The following is a 15,743-nucleotide window of genomic DNA, read 5'->3' on the forward strand; positions in this document are numbered from 1 at the left end:
GACTGTAGCGCCCGGCGGCCCCGCGGCGAAGGGGTCATGCGATCCGCGGCGATCCCTGCGGCATCGCTCCCGCGATGCGGAAGATCGGCTTGGCTTCAGGCGAGCTGGACGATGAGCCCGTTCTGGATCGTCACCCGCCGGTCCATCCGGGCGGCCAAGTCCAGGTTGTGTGTGGCGATCAGCGCCGCGACGCCCGACGCGCGCACCAGCGAGACCAGGATCGCGAAGACGTGGCCGGCGGTCTGCGGGTCGAGGTTGCCGGTCGGCTCGTCGGCGAGCAGCAGCCGCGGGCCGTTGGCGAGGGCGCGAGCGATGGCGACGCGCTGCTGCTCGCCGCCGGACAGTTCCGCCGGGCGGTGGCTCAGGCGCTCCTTGAGGCCGAGGAATGACAGCAGCTCCGAGGCGCGCGAGCGCGCCTCCCGCGCCGACAGGCCGCGGATCAGCTGGGGCAGCACCACGTTCTCCAGCGCCGAGAATTCCGGCAGCAGGTGGTGCGACTGGTAGACGAAGCCCATCTCCTCGCGCCGCATCCGGGTGCGGGCGGCGTCGTCCATCCGGGCGCTCGGCTGGCCGCCGATATAGACCTCGCCGCCGTCGGGCCGCTCCAGCAGGCCGGCGACGTGGAGCAGGGTCGACTTGCCGGTGCCGGACGGCGCGACGAGGGCCACGATCTCGCCGGGCCAGATCGCGAGGTCGGCCCCGCGCAGGATCTCGAGATGGCCGGCGCCTTGCGCGTAGCGGCGCTCGACCCGGGCGAGGAAGAGCGCCGGGACCGGCTGCTGCTGGGTGTCGTCCGTCAAGGTCAGGCGCCCCTCGCTGGATCGCGCGGGGCGGGAATCGGGGGACAGACGGGTCGCGGCATCCGGTGCGTACTCGGGAACAGGGTCGGGGGGGGCGAGCGCCCGAAGGATCAGCCGTAGCGCAGGGCCTGCACCGGGTCGAGCCGGGCGGCGCGCCAGGACGGGTAGAGCGTGGCGAGGAGCGACAGCACCATCGACATCAGGACGACGGCGACGACCTCGCTGGCGTTGGTCTCGGACGGAATCTCCGACAGGAAGCGCACGGTGGGGTCCCAGGCGCCGGGAAACAGCGTGCGCTGGATCACCGTGAGGTTCGCCGAGAAGACGAGCCCGAGGACGAAGCCCGCGAGCGTGCCGAGGATCCCGATCGAGGCGCCGGTGATGAGGAACACCCGCATGATCGCGCCGCGCGTCGCCCCCATGGTGCGCAGGATCGCGATGTCGCTCGACTTGTCCTTCACCAGCATGATGAGGCCCGACACGATGTTGAGCGCCGCGACCAGCACGATCAGCGTGAGGATGATGAACATCACGTTGCGCTCCACCTCGAGGGCGGAGAAGAAGGTGCGGTTGCGCTGGCGCCAGTCGGTGATCAGCACCGGGCGCTCGGCCGCCAGTTCCAGCTCTCCCCGCGCCTCCCCGACCGAATCGGCGTTGTCGAGGAAGATCTCGATCACCGAGACGTCGCCGTCGCGGTTGAAGAAGGCCTGCGCTTCGGAGAGCGGCATGTAGACGAAGGTGCCGTCGAACTCGGACATGCCGACCTCGAACACCGCCGCCACGTTGTAGCTCTTGATGCGTGGCGCGGTACCGAACGGGGTCGTGGCGCCCTTCGGCGTCGCCAGCGTGATGGTGTCGCCGGCTTGCAGCCCGAGGGATTCGGCGAGCCGCTTGCCGATGGCGACGCCGCCGCCGGTGTCGAAGTTCTCCAGCGTGCCGCCCCGGATCGTCTTGGCGACCGAGGGGATCTTCTGGAGGTCGTCGGCGCGCACGCCGCGCACCAGCACGCCCGAGCCGCCGAACTGCGACGAGGCGAAGGCCTGTCCCTCGACCATCGGCAGGGCGAGGTGGACGCCTGCCACCTTGCCGAGCCGGTCCGACAGGTCGGCGAAGTCGGTCAGCGGCCGGTCGATCGGCGCGACGAAGATGTGGCCGTTGATGCCAACGATCTTGCTCAAGAGCTCCTTGCGGAAGCCGTTCATCACCGAGAGCACGATGATGAGGGTGGCTACGCCCAGCATGATCCCGAGGAACGAGAACAGGGCGATGACCGAGACGAAGCCTTCTTTCCGCCGAGTGCGCAGGTAGCGCCCGGCGATCGTCCACTCGAAGGGAGCGAACGGAAGGGTGGCGCCCTGCCTACGCCCCGCGAACAGGGCACCGACATTGGGGATGCGGTCGCGGATCGCGGCGAGGGCCATCGGGTCAGGCGGTCCGGTTCTGGCGCAGGAACGCCGGCACCGCGTCGGGCGCCACGGTCTCGCGGGCACCGGTCGCGCGGCGCTTCACCTCGACCTTGCCCTCGGCGAGACCCTTCGGCCCGACGATGACCTGCCAGGGCAGGCCGATCAGGTCGGCGGTGGCGAACTTTCCGCCCGGGCGCTCGTCGCGGTCGTCGTAGAGCACGGTGAGGCCGGCGGCCTCCAGCTCGCCCTGGAGCTTGGCGCAGGCCGCGTCGGTCCCGGCATCCCCGACCTTGAGGTTGAGGAGCGCGACGTCGAACGGCGCCACCGCGTCCGGCCACACAATGCCGGCCTCGTCGTGGCCGGCCTCGATGATCGCCGCGACGAGCCGGCTCGGGCCGATGCCGTAGGAGCCCATGTGGACCGGGCGCTCCTGGCCGTCCGGCCCTGTCACCTTGGCGCCCATCGGCTCGGAGTACTTGGTGCCGAAGTAGAAGATGTGGCCGACCTCGATGCCGCGGGCGGCCATCTGCTCAGCCACCGGCACCTCGGCGAAGGCCGCTTCGTCATGCATGTCGGAGGTGGCGGCGTAGCGCGAGGTCCAGTGATCGACGGTGGCCTGCAGGCCGGCGACGTCGTCGAAGTCGGTCGTCGCGTCGGGGGTCGGGAAGTCGAGATAGGCGCGGTCGCAGAAGACCTCGCTCTCGCCGGTCTGGGCCAGGATGATGAATTCGTGGCTGAGGTCGCCGCCGATCGGCCCGGTCTCGGCCCGCATCGGGATCGCCTTGAGGCCGAGGCGCGCGAAGGTGCGCAGGTAGGCCACGAACATCTTGTTGTAGGAGTGCCGCGCGCCGGCCTGGTCGAGGTCGAACGAGTAGGCGTCCTTCATCAGGAACTCGCGCGAGCGCATGGTGCCGAAGCGCGGGCGCACCTCGTCGCGGAACTTCCACTGGATGTGGTAGAGGTTCTTCGGCAGGTCCTTGTAGGAGCGCACCGCCGAGCGGAAGATCGCCGTGATCATCTCCTCGTTGGTCGGCCCGAACAGCATGTCGCGCTCGTGCCGGTCCTGGATGCGCAGCATCTCCTTGCCGTAGGCGTCGTAGCGGCCCGACTCGCGCCACAGCTCCGCCGACTGGATCGTCGGCATCAAGAGCTCGATCGCGCCCGAGCGGTCCTGCTCGGCCCGGACGATGTCGGAGACCCGGTTGAGCACCCTTAAGCCCAGCGGCAGCCAGGCGTAGATGCCGGCCGCCTCCTGGCGGATCATGCCGGCGCGCAGCATCAAGCGGTGCGAGACGATCTCGGCTTCCTTGGGCGTCTCGCGCAGGATGGGCAGGAAGTAGCGGCTGAGACGCATGTCGGACCTTGGCGTGGCAGGCGGGTGGTTGCGCCGGGGCCTCGCCCCGGGGAACGCCCTTTTGCACGCTTCCGGCCCCGTTCGCAAAACATGAAACGCGGCCCGGGGCGCCGGCCGGGCCGCCTCCCCCGCGTCCGGCGCGGGCCGGGAAAGGAAAATGCGGTGGTCATGCAAAAAAACGCATCAACCTGCTCCGAGCCAGGTGACAATGCGAATTCTTCTTCCTATAAGCGTCCTCGCGATGATGCGCAGGCAGGCCGAACGGCGCCGCGCAAGGTCCGAGTCTCGGGAGGAAAAGCCAGCCTCAACGCCCGCACGGGTGAACAATATAATTCAGGCTGGTCAAAACATTCAGAAAGCTAACAAGCAAGGCTCCCGAGCCTTGCTTTTTTATTTTGCGCTTCAGCGATGAGCGTTTGTACTTCGCCAGGGCAAGTCGCGACCTTGAACGGCCGCGACCTGTCACAATCCGGCGAGCGGGAACGCCGCGACCGCCACGATGAACACCACGTCCGACACCAGCGTGGTCCACACCGCCTTGCGGCGCATCTGCGGCTTGTGCGGTGCGCCGAGGTCCTGGCCCGGCACGATCACCTCGCTGCCGTCGGGCGCGGCGCGGAACGGCAGCACGGCGAACAGCACCGTCCACCACACCACGAAGTAGAGCGCCCCCGCCCCGAACCCGCTGAGGCGGAACCCCCAGATCGCCAGCGCCAGCATCGGCAGCATCAGGAGCACGCATGCCGCGAGCGTGCGGGGGATCGAGGCGGTGGCGCGGTCGAGAAGCGCGCTCACGCCTGCTCCAGCTCGACCAGGGTGCCGAGGAAGTCCTTCGGATGCAGGAACAGCACCGGCTTGCCGTGGGCGCCGATGCGCGGCTCGCCCGAGCCGAGGATGCGCGCGCCCTGCGCCTTGAGCTTGTCGCGGGCGGCCAGGATGTCGTCGACCTCGTAGCAGACGTGGTGGATGCCGCCGCCCGGATTGCGCTCCAGGAAGGCGTTGATCGGCGAATCCGCCCCCAGCGGCTCCAGGAGCTCGATCTTGCTGTTGGGGAGCTCGACGAAGATCACCGTCACGCCGTGCTCGGGCTGCGGCAGCGGCGTCGACAGGGTCGCCCCGAGGGTGTCGCGATACACCTTCGCCGAGGCTTCGAGATCCTTCACCGCGATGGCGACGTGGTTGAGCCGGCCGATCATGGGGGTGTTCCTCCGGTGGTCCGTAGAGATGCTCTGGTTCTCGGATCTTGGCGCCACTGGCGCGCCGGCATCAACGGTCTTCAGTGCCTCCACAGCGACCGCTTGAGGCGCGGAAATCTCCCTCCCCCCTCTGCGGGGGAGGGTGGCCCGGCCATGAGGCCGGGTCGGGAGAGGGGAACCACGTTTCCGGACAAAGCTCGCCCGTTCTGAGGGGCGCGCGCTGGATGAGCGTCGCGCTGCCCCTCTCCCGGCCCCCTCCGGGGGCCACCCTCCCCCGCAGAGGGGGGAGGGTTGTCGCGCCAAGTCCGGCCGCGTCAGAGGACGATACCTCTCACACCTCCACCACCATCACGTGGCAGGCCGGCTTCTTGCCCCACACCTCGTTGACGGCCGAGCGGATCGCCCGGTCGACGGCGTTCTCCACCGCTTCCGAGTCCCGCCGCTTGACCCGCGACAGGTTGTTGAGCGTGCGCTCGACCGCGTCGCCGATCACGTCGATGACGACCTCGCCCTTGCGGCCGTAGCTCGGCAGGCCCATCAGGTCGATCGAGGGCTCGCCCTTGATCTCGCCGTTCTTGTCGAGCGCGATCGCGACCGAGACGATGCCCGTGAAGGCGAGCTTGCGCCGCTCCGGGATCGCGCGGTCGTTCGAATCGACCAGCACGTTGCCGTCCTTGTAGATCCGCCCGCTCTTGACGTGGGTGACGATCTCCGGCTCGCCCGGCGCGAGCCGGATCAGGGTGCCGTTGCGGGCCTTGACCACCTGCTCGACGCCCTGCTTGCGGGCGAAGGTGGCGTGCTCGGCCAGATGCAGCGCCTCGCCGTGGACCGGCACGGCGATCTTCGGCTTCGTCCAGCGGTACATCGCCGCCATCTCGTCACGCCGCGGGTGGCCCGAGACGTGGACGAGCTCGGTGCGGTCGGTGATGACCTGGATGCCGGCCTCGATCAGGTCGTTGATGATCGCCCCGACCGCCCGCTCGTTGCCGGGAATGGCGCGCGAGGAGAAGATCACCCGGTCGCCGGGCGAGAGCGCGATCTCCGGGTGCTCGTCGCGCGAGACCCGGGCGAGCGCCGCCCGCGGCTCGCCCTGCGAGCCGGTGAGGAGCGCCACCACCTTCTCCCGCGGCAGGTAGCCGTAGGCCTCGGCGCCGCGGATCTCCGGCAGGCCGTCGAGGTAGCCGCACTCGCGGGCGACGTCGATCACCCGGTCCATGGCGCGACCGACCGCGACGACATCGCGGCCGCAGGCCTGCGCGGCGAGGCAGACGGCGCGCATGCGCGCGACGTTCGACGCGAAGGTCGTGACCGCCACCCGGTGCGGCGAGTTGCGGATCAGCTCGGCGAGGTGGTCGGCGACCTCCGACTCGCTCGGCGAGCGGCCCTCGCGGGTGACGTTGGTCGAGTCGCAGACCAGCGCCAGCACGCCCTCCTCGCCCAACCGGGTGAAGGTCTCCTCCGAGGTGGAGTTGCCGGCGACCGGGGTGTCGTCGAGCTTCCAGTCGCCGGTATGGAGCACCAGGCCGAGCGGCGTGCGGATCGCGAGCGCGTTCGCCTCGGGGATCGAGTGCGCGACCGGCACGTACTCGATCGAGAACGGCCCGAGGTTCAACCGGCCGTCGGCCGGCACCTCGCGCATGTCGACCTTGGGCGCACCCGGCTCGCCGAGGCGGCGGGCCTCGATCAGGTTCTTGGTGAAGCGGGTGGCGTAGATCGGTACCTTGAGCTTGGGCCACATCTCGCCGATGGCACCGATATGGTCCTCGTGGCCGTGGGTGATCAGGATGCCGAGCAGGTTCTCGCGGTGCTCCTCGGCGAAGCTGAGATCCGGGTACATCAGGTCGACGCCCGGCATGTGCTCCTCGCTGGCGAAGCCCATGCCGAGGTCGACCATGATCCACTTGCGGCCCTTCGGCGGACCGAAGCCGTAGAGGCCCGCATTCATGCCGATCTCGCCGACCCCGCCGAGGGGCACGAAGATCAGCTCATCTCCCTTGTTCGACATTCCCAATCCATCGTCACACGGACCGCCGTCGCGGTCCCACTCGAGGAACGGCCTCGTCTGCCGTCACGGTCACGGCGCCGTCATGTTGCGTGTGCGGCCGGAAACGGCCGCGCGGCGGCGACGCCGTGGGGCGCCCCGCCGGGAAGACTTCGATCGTGTCGGGGAGAGCGTCGTCGCCGTGCGGGCGCCGGACAGCCTCCCCGTCAGGCCGCCGTAGCGGCCGCCCCGAAATGCACCTCGCCGGCGGAGACCGCGACCCGGCCCCCCTCCGGCAGACGGACGACCAGCCGGCCGCCCTCGTCGATCGTCTCGAACGTTCCCGTCACGATGCGCCCACCGGACTGGACGCTGACCGGCCCACCGAGACCGGCGGCCGAGGCGAGCCACTCCTCGCGGATGCGCGAAAAGCCCCGGCCCCCGTCCCACAGCAGCTCGGCCTCGACCCAGGCGCCGGTGAGCAGGCGAAACAGTCCCGGCGCGTCGACGGCGTAGCCGGCCTCGGCCAGGGAGGTCGCCGCGTAGGGCAGGCCCGAAGGCGCCCCCGTCACGTTGACGCCGACCCCGACCGTGACGACCGCATTGCGGCCCGGCAGGGTCTCCATCTCCAGCAGGATGCCGACGAGCTTCGCGCCGTCGAGCAGCACGTCGTTCGGCCATTTGAGCCGGAAATCCGGAGTTCTTCCGTCGGTTCCCGGGCCGCAGGCGCGGCGCAGGGCGCGCTCGACCGCCACCCCGGCGACGAAACCGAGGGTCGCGACCCGGTCCGGCGCCAAGCCCGCCGGGACCGGCCAGAGCAGGCTCGCCGCGTGATTGCCGGCAATCCAGCCCCAGCCCTTGCCGCGCCGGCCGCGGCCGCCGGTCTGCTCAGCGGTCACGACCCAGAGCGGCCCCGGCACGCCCTCGCGGGCGCGCGCCAGGGCCTGCGTGCTCGTCGAGCCGAGGCTGTCATGGACCTCGATACGGTATCCCGCGGCGACCGCCGCGGGGTCGAGCACGAAGGTCATCCGCCTAGAACAGCGACTTGGCGGCGGTGCCGGCGATGCCGACGAGCGGCGCGGGGATCAGCCAGAACAGCAGCACCACCACGCTCGACAGGCCGAGCACGATCCGCAGGCCCGGGCCCATCGGCTCGTAGGCCTCGGCCGGCTCGTCGAAGTACATCACCTTGACGAGGCGCAGGTAGTAGTAGGCACCGATGACGCTGGTCACCACGCCGATCACCGCCAGGGTCACGAGGTTCGCCTTGATGGCCGCGGCGAAGACGTAGAACTTGGCGAAGAACCCGGCGAGCGGCGGGATGCCGGCGAGCGAGAACATCATCATGGCGAGCAGGAACGCGACCCAGGGGTGGGTGCGCGACAGGCCCGACAGGTCGTCGATGGTCTCGTACATCTTCCGGCCGCGGCGCAGCGACAGGATCACCGCGAAGGCGCCGAGCGTCATGGCGAGGTAGATCGCCATGTAAATCACCACGCCGCGCACCCCCTCCTGCGTGCCGGCCGCGAGCCCGATGAGCGCGTAGCCGACATTGGCGATGGAGGAATAGGCCATCAGGCGCTTGAGGCTGCGCTGGCCGATCGCCGCGAAGGAGCCGAGCGCCATCGAGGCGATCGACACGAACACGATGATCTGCTGCCACTCGGGCGTGATCACCGGGAAGGCGCCGATGAAGACGCGCACGGCCATCGCCATCGCGGCCATCTTGGGAGCGGAGGCGAAGAAGGCGGTGACCGGGGTCGGCGCGCCCTCGTAGACGTCCGGCGTCCACATGTGGAACGGCACGGCGGCGAGCTTGAACGACACGCCGGCGGCGACGAACACCACGCCGAGCACCACGCCGACGCCCGAGCCCTCGCGCAACGCGGTGGCGATGTGCGGGAACGACACGGTGCCGGTGAAGCCGTAGACGAGCGAGGCGCCGTAGAGCAGCATGCCGGAGGACAGAGCCCCGAGCACGAAGTACTTCAGGCCGGCCTCGGTCGAGCGCACGTCGTCGCGGTGGAACGACGCGATGACGTAGGCCGCCAGGCTCTGCAGCTCGAGGCCCATGTAGAGGCCGATCAGATCGTTGGCCGAGGCCATGATCATCATGCCGATCGTCGAGAGGACGATCAGGATCGGGTACTCGAACCGGGCGATGCGCTCGCGCTCGAAATGCTCCTTGGCGAGCAGGATCGCGGCGGCCGAGCCGATGAGGGTCAGCGCCTTCATCACCCGGGCGAACCCGTCGACGATGAAGGAACCGTTGAAGGTGGTGACCTTGGCTCCGAAGGGCTGGCTGACCACGGCGAAGAGCGCGAGGATCAGCAGGATCAGGGCCCCGACGCTGACGCCCTCGGTGGAGCGTTCGCCCCTGAAGGCCCCGTAGAGGATCAGCACCAGGACGCCGACCGAGAGGATCAGCTCCGGCAGGGCGGGCCCGATGGCGGGCATGACGATCTGAGCGGCGTTCATCGCGAAGAACTCAGTGCGGGACCGGCAGGGCCGCGGCAGCGGTCTGGGTCGTGGAGAGGGCGGCGCGCAGGCCTTGCATCAGCGCGTCGGTCGAGGGCGCGAAGACGTCGAGGATCGGGCCGGGATGGACGCCGTAGTAGATCGTCAGCACCACGAGCGGGGCGAGGATCAGCATCTCGCGGCGGTCGAGGTCGGTGATCCCCTGGAGGCTCGGCTTCTCGAGCTTGCCGTAGACCACCCGGGCGAACAGCCACAGGGCGTAGGCCGCCGACAGGATGATGCCGATGACCGAGAAGAACGACACCATCGGGTTGGCCCGGAAGGCGCCCATCATCGCCAGGAACTCGCCGACGAAGCCCGAGGTGCCCGGCAGGCCGACATTGGCCATGGTGAACACCATCATGGCCACCGCGTAGAGCGGCATGCGCTTCACGAGGCCGCCATAGGCCGAGATCTCGCGGGTGTGCATCCGGTCGTAGATCACGCCGACGCAGAGGAACAGCGCGCCGGACACGATGCCGTGCGAGATCATCAGGAACAGGGCGCCCTGGATGCCCTGCTCGTTCAGCGTGAACAGGCCGAGCGTCACGAAGCCCATATGCGCCACGGAGGAGTAGGCGATCAGCTTCTTGATGTCGGTCTGCACCAGCGCGACCAGCGAGGTGTAGATGATCGCCACCACCGACAGCGTGTAGACCATCGGGGCGAAGTAGTGCGAGGCATCCGGGAACATCGGCAGCGAGACCCGGATGAAGCCGTAGCCGCCCATCTTCAGGAGGATGCCCGCCAGGATGACCGAGCCGGCGGTCGGCGCCTCGACGTGGGCGTCGGGGAGCCAGGTATGGACCGGCCACATCGGCATCTTCACCGCGAAGGAGGCGAAGAAGGCGAGCCAGAGCCAGATCTGCATGTTCGCCGGGAAGCGGGTCTGGAGCAGGGTCGGGATGTCGGTCGTGCCGGCCTGCCAGTACATCGCCATGATGGCGAGCAGCATCAGCACCGAGCCGAGCAGGGTATAGAGGAAGAACTTGAACGACGCGTAGATCCGGCGCTTGCCGCCCCAGATGCCGATGATGAGGAACATCGGGATCAGGCCGGCCTCGAAGAACAGGTAGAACAGCACCAGGTCGAGGGCGCAGAACACGCCGATCATCGTGGTCTCGAGGACCAGGAACGCGACGAAGTACTCCTTCACCCGGTGCTCGATCGAGAGCCAGGAGGCGCCGACGCAGAACGGCATCAGGAAGGTGGTGAGCAGCACCAGCGGCATCGAGAAGCCGTCGACGCCGAGCTTGAACCGGATCGTGTCGGTCAGCCAGGCATGGGTCTCGACGAGCTGGAACTGCGCGGTCGAGGCGTCGTAGCGGCCCCAGGCGACGAGCGACAGCAGGAAGGTGGCGAGCGTCGCGATGAGCGCCGCCCAGCGGGCGTTGCGCCGAACCGACTCGTCGTCGCCGCGAAGCGTCAGGATGAACGCGGCGCCGACGAGCGGCAGGATGAGGAGGCCGGAGAGGATCCCGAGGCCGAGCATGATTCTCTGTTCTCCGGTCAGGTCAGTGGGTGGCCGCGGAGACGCCGGTCATCAGGTACCAGCTCACCAGGGCAGCGACGCCGACCAGCATCACGAAGGCGTAGTGGTAGACGTAGCCGGTCTGGAAACGGACCACGCCGCGGGTGATGTCGACGACGCGGGCGGCGATGCCGTTCGGGCCCATCCCGTCGATGATGCGGCCGTCGCCGACCCGCCACAGGAACTCGCCGAAGCCCTTGGCCGGGCGGACGAAGATCCGGTCGTAGATCTCGTCGAAGTACCACTTGTTGAGCAGGAAGCGGTACAGCAGCGGCTGGCTCTCGGCGAGTTGGTGCGCCGATCCCGGCCGGCGGATGTACATCCAGTAGGCGAGCAGGAAGCCCAGCACCAGCATCACGAAGGGCGAGTTCTGCACCCAGCCCGGCGCGTTGTGGATGTCGTGCATGATGTGGTTGTCGGGGCCGTGCGCCAGCGCGCCCTTCCAGAACTCGTCCATGCCCTCGCCGATGAAGCGGTTCTTGAACACGAGGCCGGCGAAGAGCGCACCCAAGGCGAGGATCGCCAGCGGGATCGTCATCACCTTGGGGCTCTCGTGCGGGGTATGAGCGTGGTGGTCGTGGTGCTCGATCGCCGAATGCGAGGCCGGCTCGACGTCGTGGCCCTTGTTGTCGTGCGCGACGCCCTCGTGGTGGCCCGGCGCGCCGTCGGCGATGACCGAAGAAGCATGAGCCGAAGCATGGGCAAGCACCGGAGCGTGGGCCGCATGCGCGTCGGCGTGGTGGTCGTCATGGCCGTGGGCGTGGCTGTCGCCATGCGCATGGGCGTCCTGCCAGCGGGCAGGCCCCTCGAAGGTCATGAAGAACAGGCGCCAGGAGTAGAACGAGGTGAAGAAGGCCGCGATGACGGTCGCCAGGAAGGCCAGCACGTGGCCCGGCCGGGTCGACATGTAGGCCGCCTCGATGATGGCGTCCTTCGAGTAGAAGCCGGCGGTGAACGGGAAGCCGATGAGCGCGAGCGTCCCGATCGCCATCATGGCGGTGGTGAACGGGATGTAGCGCCGCAGAGCACCCATGTTCCGCATGTCCTGCTCGTGGTGCATCGCGTGGATGACCGAGCCGGCGCCGAGGAACAGCAGCGCCTTGAAGAAGGCGTGGGTGAAGAGGTGGAACACGCCCGCCGCGTAGGCGCCCACACCCAGAGCGACGAACATGTAGCCGAGCTGCGAGCAGGTCGAGTAGGCGATGACGCGCTTGATGTCGTTCTGCACGAGGCCGACGGTGGCGGCGAAGAAGGCCGTGATGCCGCCGATCACCGTGACGACGATGAGCGCGTTCGGCGCGGCGTCGAAGAGCGGCGACAGGCGGGCGACCATGAACACGCCGGCGGTCACCATGGTGGCGGCGTGGATCAGCGCCGAGACCGGGGTCGGGCCCTCCATCGCGTCCGGCAGCCAGGTGTGCAGCAGGAACTGCGCCGACTTGCCCATCGCGCCCATGAACAGCAGCAGGCAGCAGATGGTCAGCGCGTTCCAGTCGTAGCCGAGCAGGTGGAACGTCGCGTCCTTGAACTCCGGCACCTTGGCGAAGATGGCGTCGTAGGAGACCGCGCCGAACAGCACGAAGCAGAGGAAGATGCCGAGCGAGAAGCCGAAATCGCCGACGCGGTTGACGATGAACGCCTTCATCGCCGCGGCGTTGGCCGAGGGCTTCTCGTACCAGAAGCCGATCAGCAGGTAGGAGGCGAGGCCGACGCCCTCCCAGCCGAAGAACATCTGGACGAGGTTGTCCGACGTCACCAGCATCAGCATGGCGAAGGTGAACAGCGACAGGTAGGCGAAGAACCGCGGCCGGTGCGGATCCTCGTGCATGTACCCCATCGAGTAGAGGTGCACGAGCGCCGAGACGCTGTTGACCACGACCAGCATCACCGCGGTGAGCGTGTCGGCCCGGAAGGCCCAGTCGACCGTGAGGCCGCCGGCGGAGAACCAGGTCGCGACGTGGTGCTTCACGGCGCCGTGGCCGTGCCCGCCGGTCACCTCGAAGAAGGCGACCCAGGAGAGCAGCGCCACGAAGACGAGGATGCCGGTGGTCACCACCTCGCTGGCCCGCGGGCCGATGCGGCGCCCGAACACGCCGGCGATGAGGAAGCCGATCAGGGGCAGGAAGACGATCGCGTGGTACATGCTCGGGGTCCGGCCTCGCGTGGCTCTTGCCGCTGCGGCTCTGGTTCAGGGGTAAAGGGCTGTGGGCTCTGGCGGAGCCGCGTCAGCCCTTCATCATGTTGACGTCCTCGACGGCGATCGAGCCGCGGTTGCGGAAAAATACCACCAGGATGGCGAGGCCGATCGCGGCCTCGGCGGCGGCGACCGTCAGGACGAACAGGGCGAAGACCTGGCCGACGATGTCGCCGAGATGGGTCGAGAACGCCACCAGGTTGATGTTGACGGCGAGCAGGATCAGCTCGACCGACATCAGGATGACGATGATGTTCTTGCGGTTGATGAAGATGCCGAGCACCCCGAGGGTGAACAGGATCGCGGCGACCGTCAGGTAATGGCTCAAACCGATCATCGTGCCTCTCGGCCGCGGGCGGCCGCCTTCCCGTCGCGAGGCGCGAAGCGCCCCGCCGCTCGTGTCGTCATCCTCGCGAGGCTGCCAGAGCCCCGCACGAACTTCTCAGACCTCGACGCCCTGGCCCGTGGGCACGTGGCGCACCTCGACGGCGTCGGCCTGGGTGCGGGCGTTCTGGATCGCGATGTCCTGGCGCTTGACGCCCGGCCGGTCGCGCAGGGTCAGCACGATCGCACCGATCATCGCGACCAGCAGGATCAGGCCGGCGACCTGGAAGAAGAAAAAGTAGTTGGTGTAGAGAACGAGACCCAAGGCCTGCGTGTTGGTGATCGCGTCGGGGCCGGGCGTCACCGCCAGCGGGCCGTGGACGAGGCCCGGATCGATCGTCCAGGAGCCGACGACGAGGAGCAGCTCGACCAGGAACACCGCGCCGATCAGCCCGCCGACCGGCAGGTAGTCCTGGAAGCCCTGGCGCATCGCCGCGAAATCGACGTCGAGCATCATCACGACGAAGAGGAACAGCACCGCGACGGCGCCGACATAGACCACGACCAGGAGCATGGCCAGGAACTCCGCCCCCATCAGCACGAACAGCCCGGCGGCGTTCACGAAGGCGAGGATGAGGAAGAGCACCGAAACGACGGGGTTGCGCGAGGCGATCACCATGAAGCCCGAGGCGACGGTGATCGCGGCGAACAGATAGAAGAAGGCGGCGGCTGCGGTCATGCGCTGAATTCATGCCGCCTGGCGGCGGCCTCCTGCCCGACCCCCGGAGCGTGCCGGCGGCTCGTCTATAGAACCCGCCCCCGCGGCGCACAACCGGGGAGCGGCGAATGTCTCGTCGGTTTTATGGAGGGAGGGCGCGGCGCCCACCCCCGGCTCGCGGCGCTAGCGGTAGGGCGCGTCGGCCGCGATGTTGCGGGCGATCTCGCGTTCCCAGCGGTCGCCGTTCTCGAGAAGCTTGGCCTTGTCGTAGAGCAGCTCCTCGCGGGTCTCCACCGAGAACTCGAAGTTCGGCCCCTCGACGATGGCGTCCACCGGGCAGGCCTCCTGGCACATGCCGCAATAGATGCACTTCACCATGTCGATGTCGTAGCGCGTGGTGCGCCGCGTGCCGTCGTTGCGGCGCGGGCCGGCCTCGATGGTGATGGCCTGGGCCGGACACACCGCCTCGCACAGCTTGCAGGCGATGCAGCGCTCTTCCCCGTTGGGGTAGCGCCGCAGGGCGTGCTCGCCGCGGAAGCGCGGGCCGCGATGGCCCATCTCGAAGGGGTAGTTGATCGTCGCCTTGGGCTTGAAGAAGTAGCGCATCGCCAGGGCGAACCCGGTGACGAACTCCTTCAACAGCAGGCCGCGGGCGACCTGGTCGAGCTTCATGGCTCGTTCTCCGACGGTTGGGGTCAGGAGACCGGCGCGAGGCCGGTCAGCTTCAGGACGAAGGCGACGACGAACACCATGACGAGCGAGAGCGGAAGGAAGACCTTCCAGCCCAGCCGCATGAGCTGGTCGTAGCGGTAGCGCGGCACCATGGCCTTCACCATGGCGATCATGAAGAACAGGAAGCTGGCCTTGAGCGCGAACCAGATCAGGCCCGGCACCCAGGTGAAGGGCGCGAACGGGATCGGCGAGAGCCAGCCGCCGAGGAACAGGATCGTGCCGAGAGCGCACATCGTGACGATGGCGACGTACTCGCCGAGCATGAACAACAGGTACGGGGTGGAGGAGTACTCCACCATGTAGCCGGCGACGAGCTCGGATTCGGCCTCGGGCAGGTCGAAGGGCGGGCGGTTCGTCTCGGCGAGCGCCGAGATGAAGAACACCACGAACATCGGGAACAGCCACAGCCAGTACCAGCCGAGGACCCCGAGCGAGGTGTCCTGCGCCCGCACGATCTGCGACAGGTTGAGTGAGCCGGCGCACATCAGCACCGTGACGATCACGAAGCCGAGGGAGACCTCGTACGACACCATCTGGGCCGCCGAGCGCAGCGCGCCGAGGAAGGCGTATTTCGAGTTCGAGGCCCAGCCGCCCATGATGACGCCGTAGACGCCGAGCGACGAGATCGCGAAGATGTAGATGATGCCGACGTTGATGTCGGCGATCGGCCAGCCTTCGGCGAGCGGGATCACCGCCCAGGAGGCGAGCGCCAGGGTGGCGAAGATCAGCGGCGCCAGCAGGAAGAGGCTCTTGTTGGCGCCCGCCGGTATCACCGGCTCCTTCAGCACGAACTTTAGGAGGTCGGCGAAGGACTGGAACAGGCCCCAGGGCCCGACCACGTTCGGGCCGCGGCGCAGCTGCACCGCCGCCCAGATCTTGCGGTCTGCGAGCAGCGCGTAGGCGATGAAGACGAGCAGTGCCACCAGCAGCACGACGCTCTTCAGCGCAATGAGGAGGACGGTGCCGAGCACCTCCCAGACGGTCATCGGT

General features: G+C 68.5%; 14 protein-coding genes. All 14 read right to left on the reverse strand.

The window, feature by feature from the left end; all coding sequences use genetic code 11:
• Window positions 1-95 precede the first annotated feature (95 nt).
• Window positions 96-800, reverse strand: a complete 705-nt coding sequence (locus ACS5PV_RS01650) for an ABC transporter ATP-binding protein (protein ID WP_455393639.1) — start codon at window positions 798-800, stop codon at window positions 96-98.
• 110 nt (window positions 801-910) lie between these two features.
• Complete coding sequence (locus ACS5PV_RS01655; protein ID WP_455393640.1) at window positions 911-2,221, reverse strand: lipoprotein-releasing ABC transporter permease subunit; 1,311 nt, start codon at window positions 2,219-2,221, stop codon at window positions 911-913.
• Between the two features lie 4 nt (window positions 2,222-2,225).
• Window positions 2,226-3,560, reverse strand: a complete 1,335-nt coding sequence (gene proS, locus ACS5PV_RS01660; RefSeq protein WP_455393641.1) for a proline--tRNA ligase — start codon at window positions 3,558-3,560, stop codon at window positions 2,226-2,228.
• 462 nt (window positions 3,561-4,022) lie between these two features.
• Window positions 4,023-4,355 (reverse strand): DUF1467 family protein, encoded by a 333-nt coding sequence (locus ACS5PV_RS01665; RefSeq protein ID WP_455393642.1) that lies wholly within the window; start codon window positions 4,353-4,355, stop codon window positions 4,023-4,025.
• Window positions 4,352-4,756 (reverse strand): methylmalonyl-CoA epimerase, encoded by a 405-nt coding sequence (gene mce, locus ACS5PV_RS01670; protein ID WP_455393643.1) that lies wholly within the window; start codon window positions 4,754-4,756, stop codon window positions 4,352-4,354. Before mce ends, ACS5PV_RS01665 begins: the two co-directional genes overlap by 4 nt.
• Before the next feature lie 331 nt (window positions 4,757-5,087).
• Complete coding sequence (locus ACS5PV_RS01675) at window positions 5,088-6,761, reverse strand: ribonuclease J (RefSeq protein WP_455393644.1); 1,674 nt, start codon at window positions 6,759-6,761, stop codon at window positions 5,088-5,090.
• 203 nt (window positions 6,762-6,964) lie between these two features.
• Complete coding sequence (locus ACS5PV_RS01680; RefSeq protein ID WP_455393645.1) at window positions 6,965-7,765, reverse strand: biotin--[acetyl-CoA-carboxylase] ligase; 801 nt, start codon at window positions 7,763-7,765, stop codon at window positions 6,965-6,967.
• A gap of 4 nt (window positions 7,766-7,769) precedes the next feature.
• Window positions 7,770-9,215, reverse strand: coding sequence for an NADH-quinone oxidoreductase subunit NuoN (gene nuoN / locus ACS5PV_RS01685; protein WP_455393646.1), 1,446 nt, complete (start codon window positions 9,213-9,215; stop codon window positions 7,770-7,772).
• 10 nt (window positions 9,216-9,225) lie between these two features.
• The gene (locus ACS5PV_RS01690) at window positions 9,226-10,746 is read right to left on the reverse strand and encodes an NADH-quinone oxidoreductase subunit M (protein ID WP_455393647.1); all 1,521 of its coding nucleotides are present in this window, start codon (window positions 10,744-10,746) and stop codon (window positions 9,226-9,228) included.
• Between the two features lie 22 nt (window positions 10,747-10,768).
• Window positions 10,769-12,928, reverse strand: a complete 2,160-nt coding sequence (gene nuoL, locus ACS5PV_RS01695) for an NADH-quinone oxidoreductase subunit L (RefSeq protein ID WP_455393648.1) — start codon at window positions 12,926-12,928, stop codon at window positions 10,769-10,771.
• Between the two features lie 82 nt (window positions 12,929-13,010).
• A complete protein-coding gene (nuoK, locus tag ACS5PV_RS01700; RefSeq protein WP_048425446.1) occupies window positions 13,011-13,316 on the reverse strand; it encodes an NADH-quinone oxidoreductase subunit NuoK in 306 nt (101 codons plus the stop codon).
• Window positions 13,317-13,421: 105 nt separating this feature from the next.
• Window positions 13,422-14,042: an NADH-quinone oxidoreductase subunit J gene (locus ACS5PV_RS01705; RefSeq protein ID WP_455393649.1), complete on the reverse strand. Its 621-nt coding sequence runs from the start codon at window positions 14,040-14,042 to the stop codon at window positions 13,422-13,424.
• Window positions 14,043-14,204: 162 nt separating this feature from the next.
• Complete coding sequence (nuoI, locus tag ACS5PV_RS01710; RefSeq protein ID WP_048431985.1) at window positions 14,205-14,693, reverse strand: NADH-quinone oxidoreductase subunit NuoI; 489 nt, start codon at window positions 14,691-14,693, stop codon at window positions 14,205-14,207.
• Window positions 14,694-14,716: 23 nt separating this feature from the next.
• Window positions 14,717-15,739 carry an NADH-quinone oxidoreductase subunit NuoH gene (gene nuoH / locus ACS5PV_RS01715; RefSeq protein WP_455393650.1) on the reverse strand — a complete coding sequence of 341 codons (1,023 nt, stop codon included), beginning with the start codon at window positions 15,737-15,739 and terminating at the stop codon, window positions 14,717-14,719.
• Window positions 15,740-15,743 lie beyond the last annotated feature (4 nt).

It is taken from the genome of Methylobacterium sp. Gmos1, from assembly GCF_053764715.1.

Excerpts from the sequence above, each read along its gene's own strand:
- ACS5PV_RS01655 (WP_455393640.1), bottom strand. The coding sequence starts at position 2,221 with ATGGCCCTCGCCGCGATCCGCGACCGCATCCCCAATGTCGGTGCCCTG.
- proS (WP_455393641.1), bottom strand. The coding sequence starts at position 3,560 with ATGCGTCTCAGCCGCTACTTCCTGCCCATCCTGCGCGAGACGCCCAAG.
- mce (WP_455393643.1), bottom strand. The coding sequence starts at position 4,756 with ATGATCGGCCGGCTCAACCACGTCGCCATCGCGGTGAAGGATCTCGAA.
- ACS5PV_RS01675 (WP_455393644.1), bottom strand. The coding sequence starts at position 6,761 with ATGTCGAACAAGGGAGATGAGCTGATCTTCGTGCCCCTCGGCGGGGTC.
- ACS5PV_RS01680 (WP_455393645.1), bottom strand. The coding sequence starts at position 7,765 with ATGACCTTCGTGCTCGACCCCGCGGCGGTCGCCGCGGGATACCGTATC.
- nuoN (WP_455393646.1), bottom strand. The coding sequence starts at position 9,215 with ATGAACGCCGCTCAGATCGTCATGCCCGCCATCGGGCCCGCCCTGCCG.
- ACS5PV_RS01690 (WP_455393647.1), bottom strand. The coding sequence starts at position 10,746 with ATGCTCGGCCTCGGGATCCTCTCCGGCCTCCTCATCCTGCCGCTCGTC.
- nuoL (WP_455393648.1), bottom strand. The coding sequence starts at position 12,928 with ATGTACCACGCGATCGTCTTCCTGCCCCTGATCGGCTTCCTCATCGCC.
- nuoK (WP_048425446.1), bottom strand. The coding sequence starts at position 13,316 with ATGATCGGTTTGAGCCATTACCTGACGGTCGCCGCGATCCTGTTCACC.
- ACS5PV_RS01705 (WP_455393649.1), bottom strand. The coding sequence starts at position 14,042 with ATGACCGCAGCCGCCGCCTTCTTCTATCTGTTCGCCGCGATCACCGTC.
- nuoI (WP_048431985.1), bottom strand. The coding sequence starts at position 14,693 with ATGAAGCTCGACCAGGTCGCCCGCGGCCTGCTGTTGAAGGAGTTCGTC.
- nuoH (WP_455393650.1), bottom strand. The coding sequence starts at position 15,739 with ATGACCGTCTGGGAGGTGCTCGGCACCGTCCTCCTCATTGCGCTGAAG.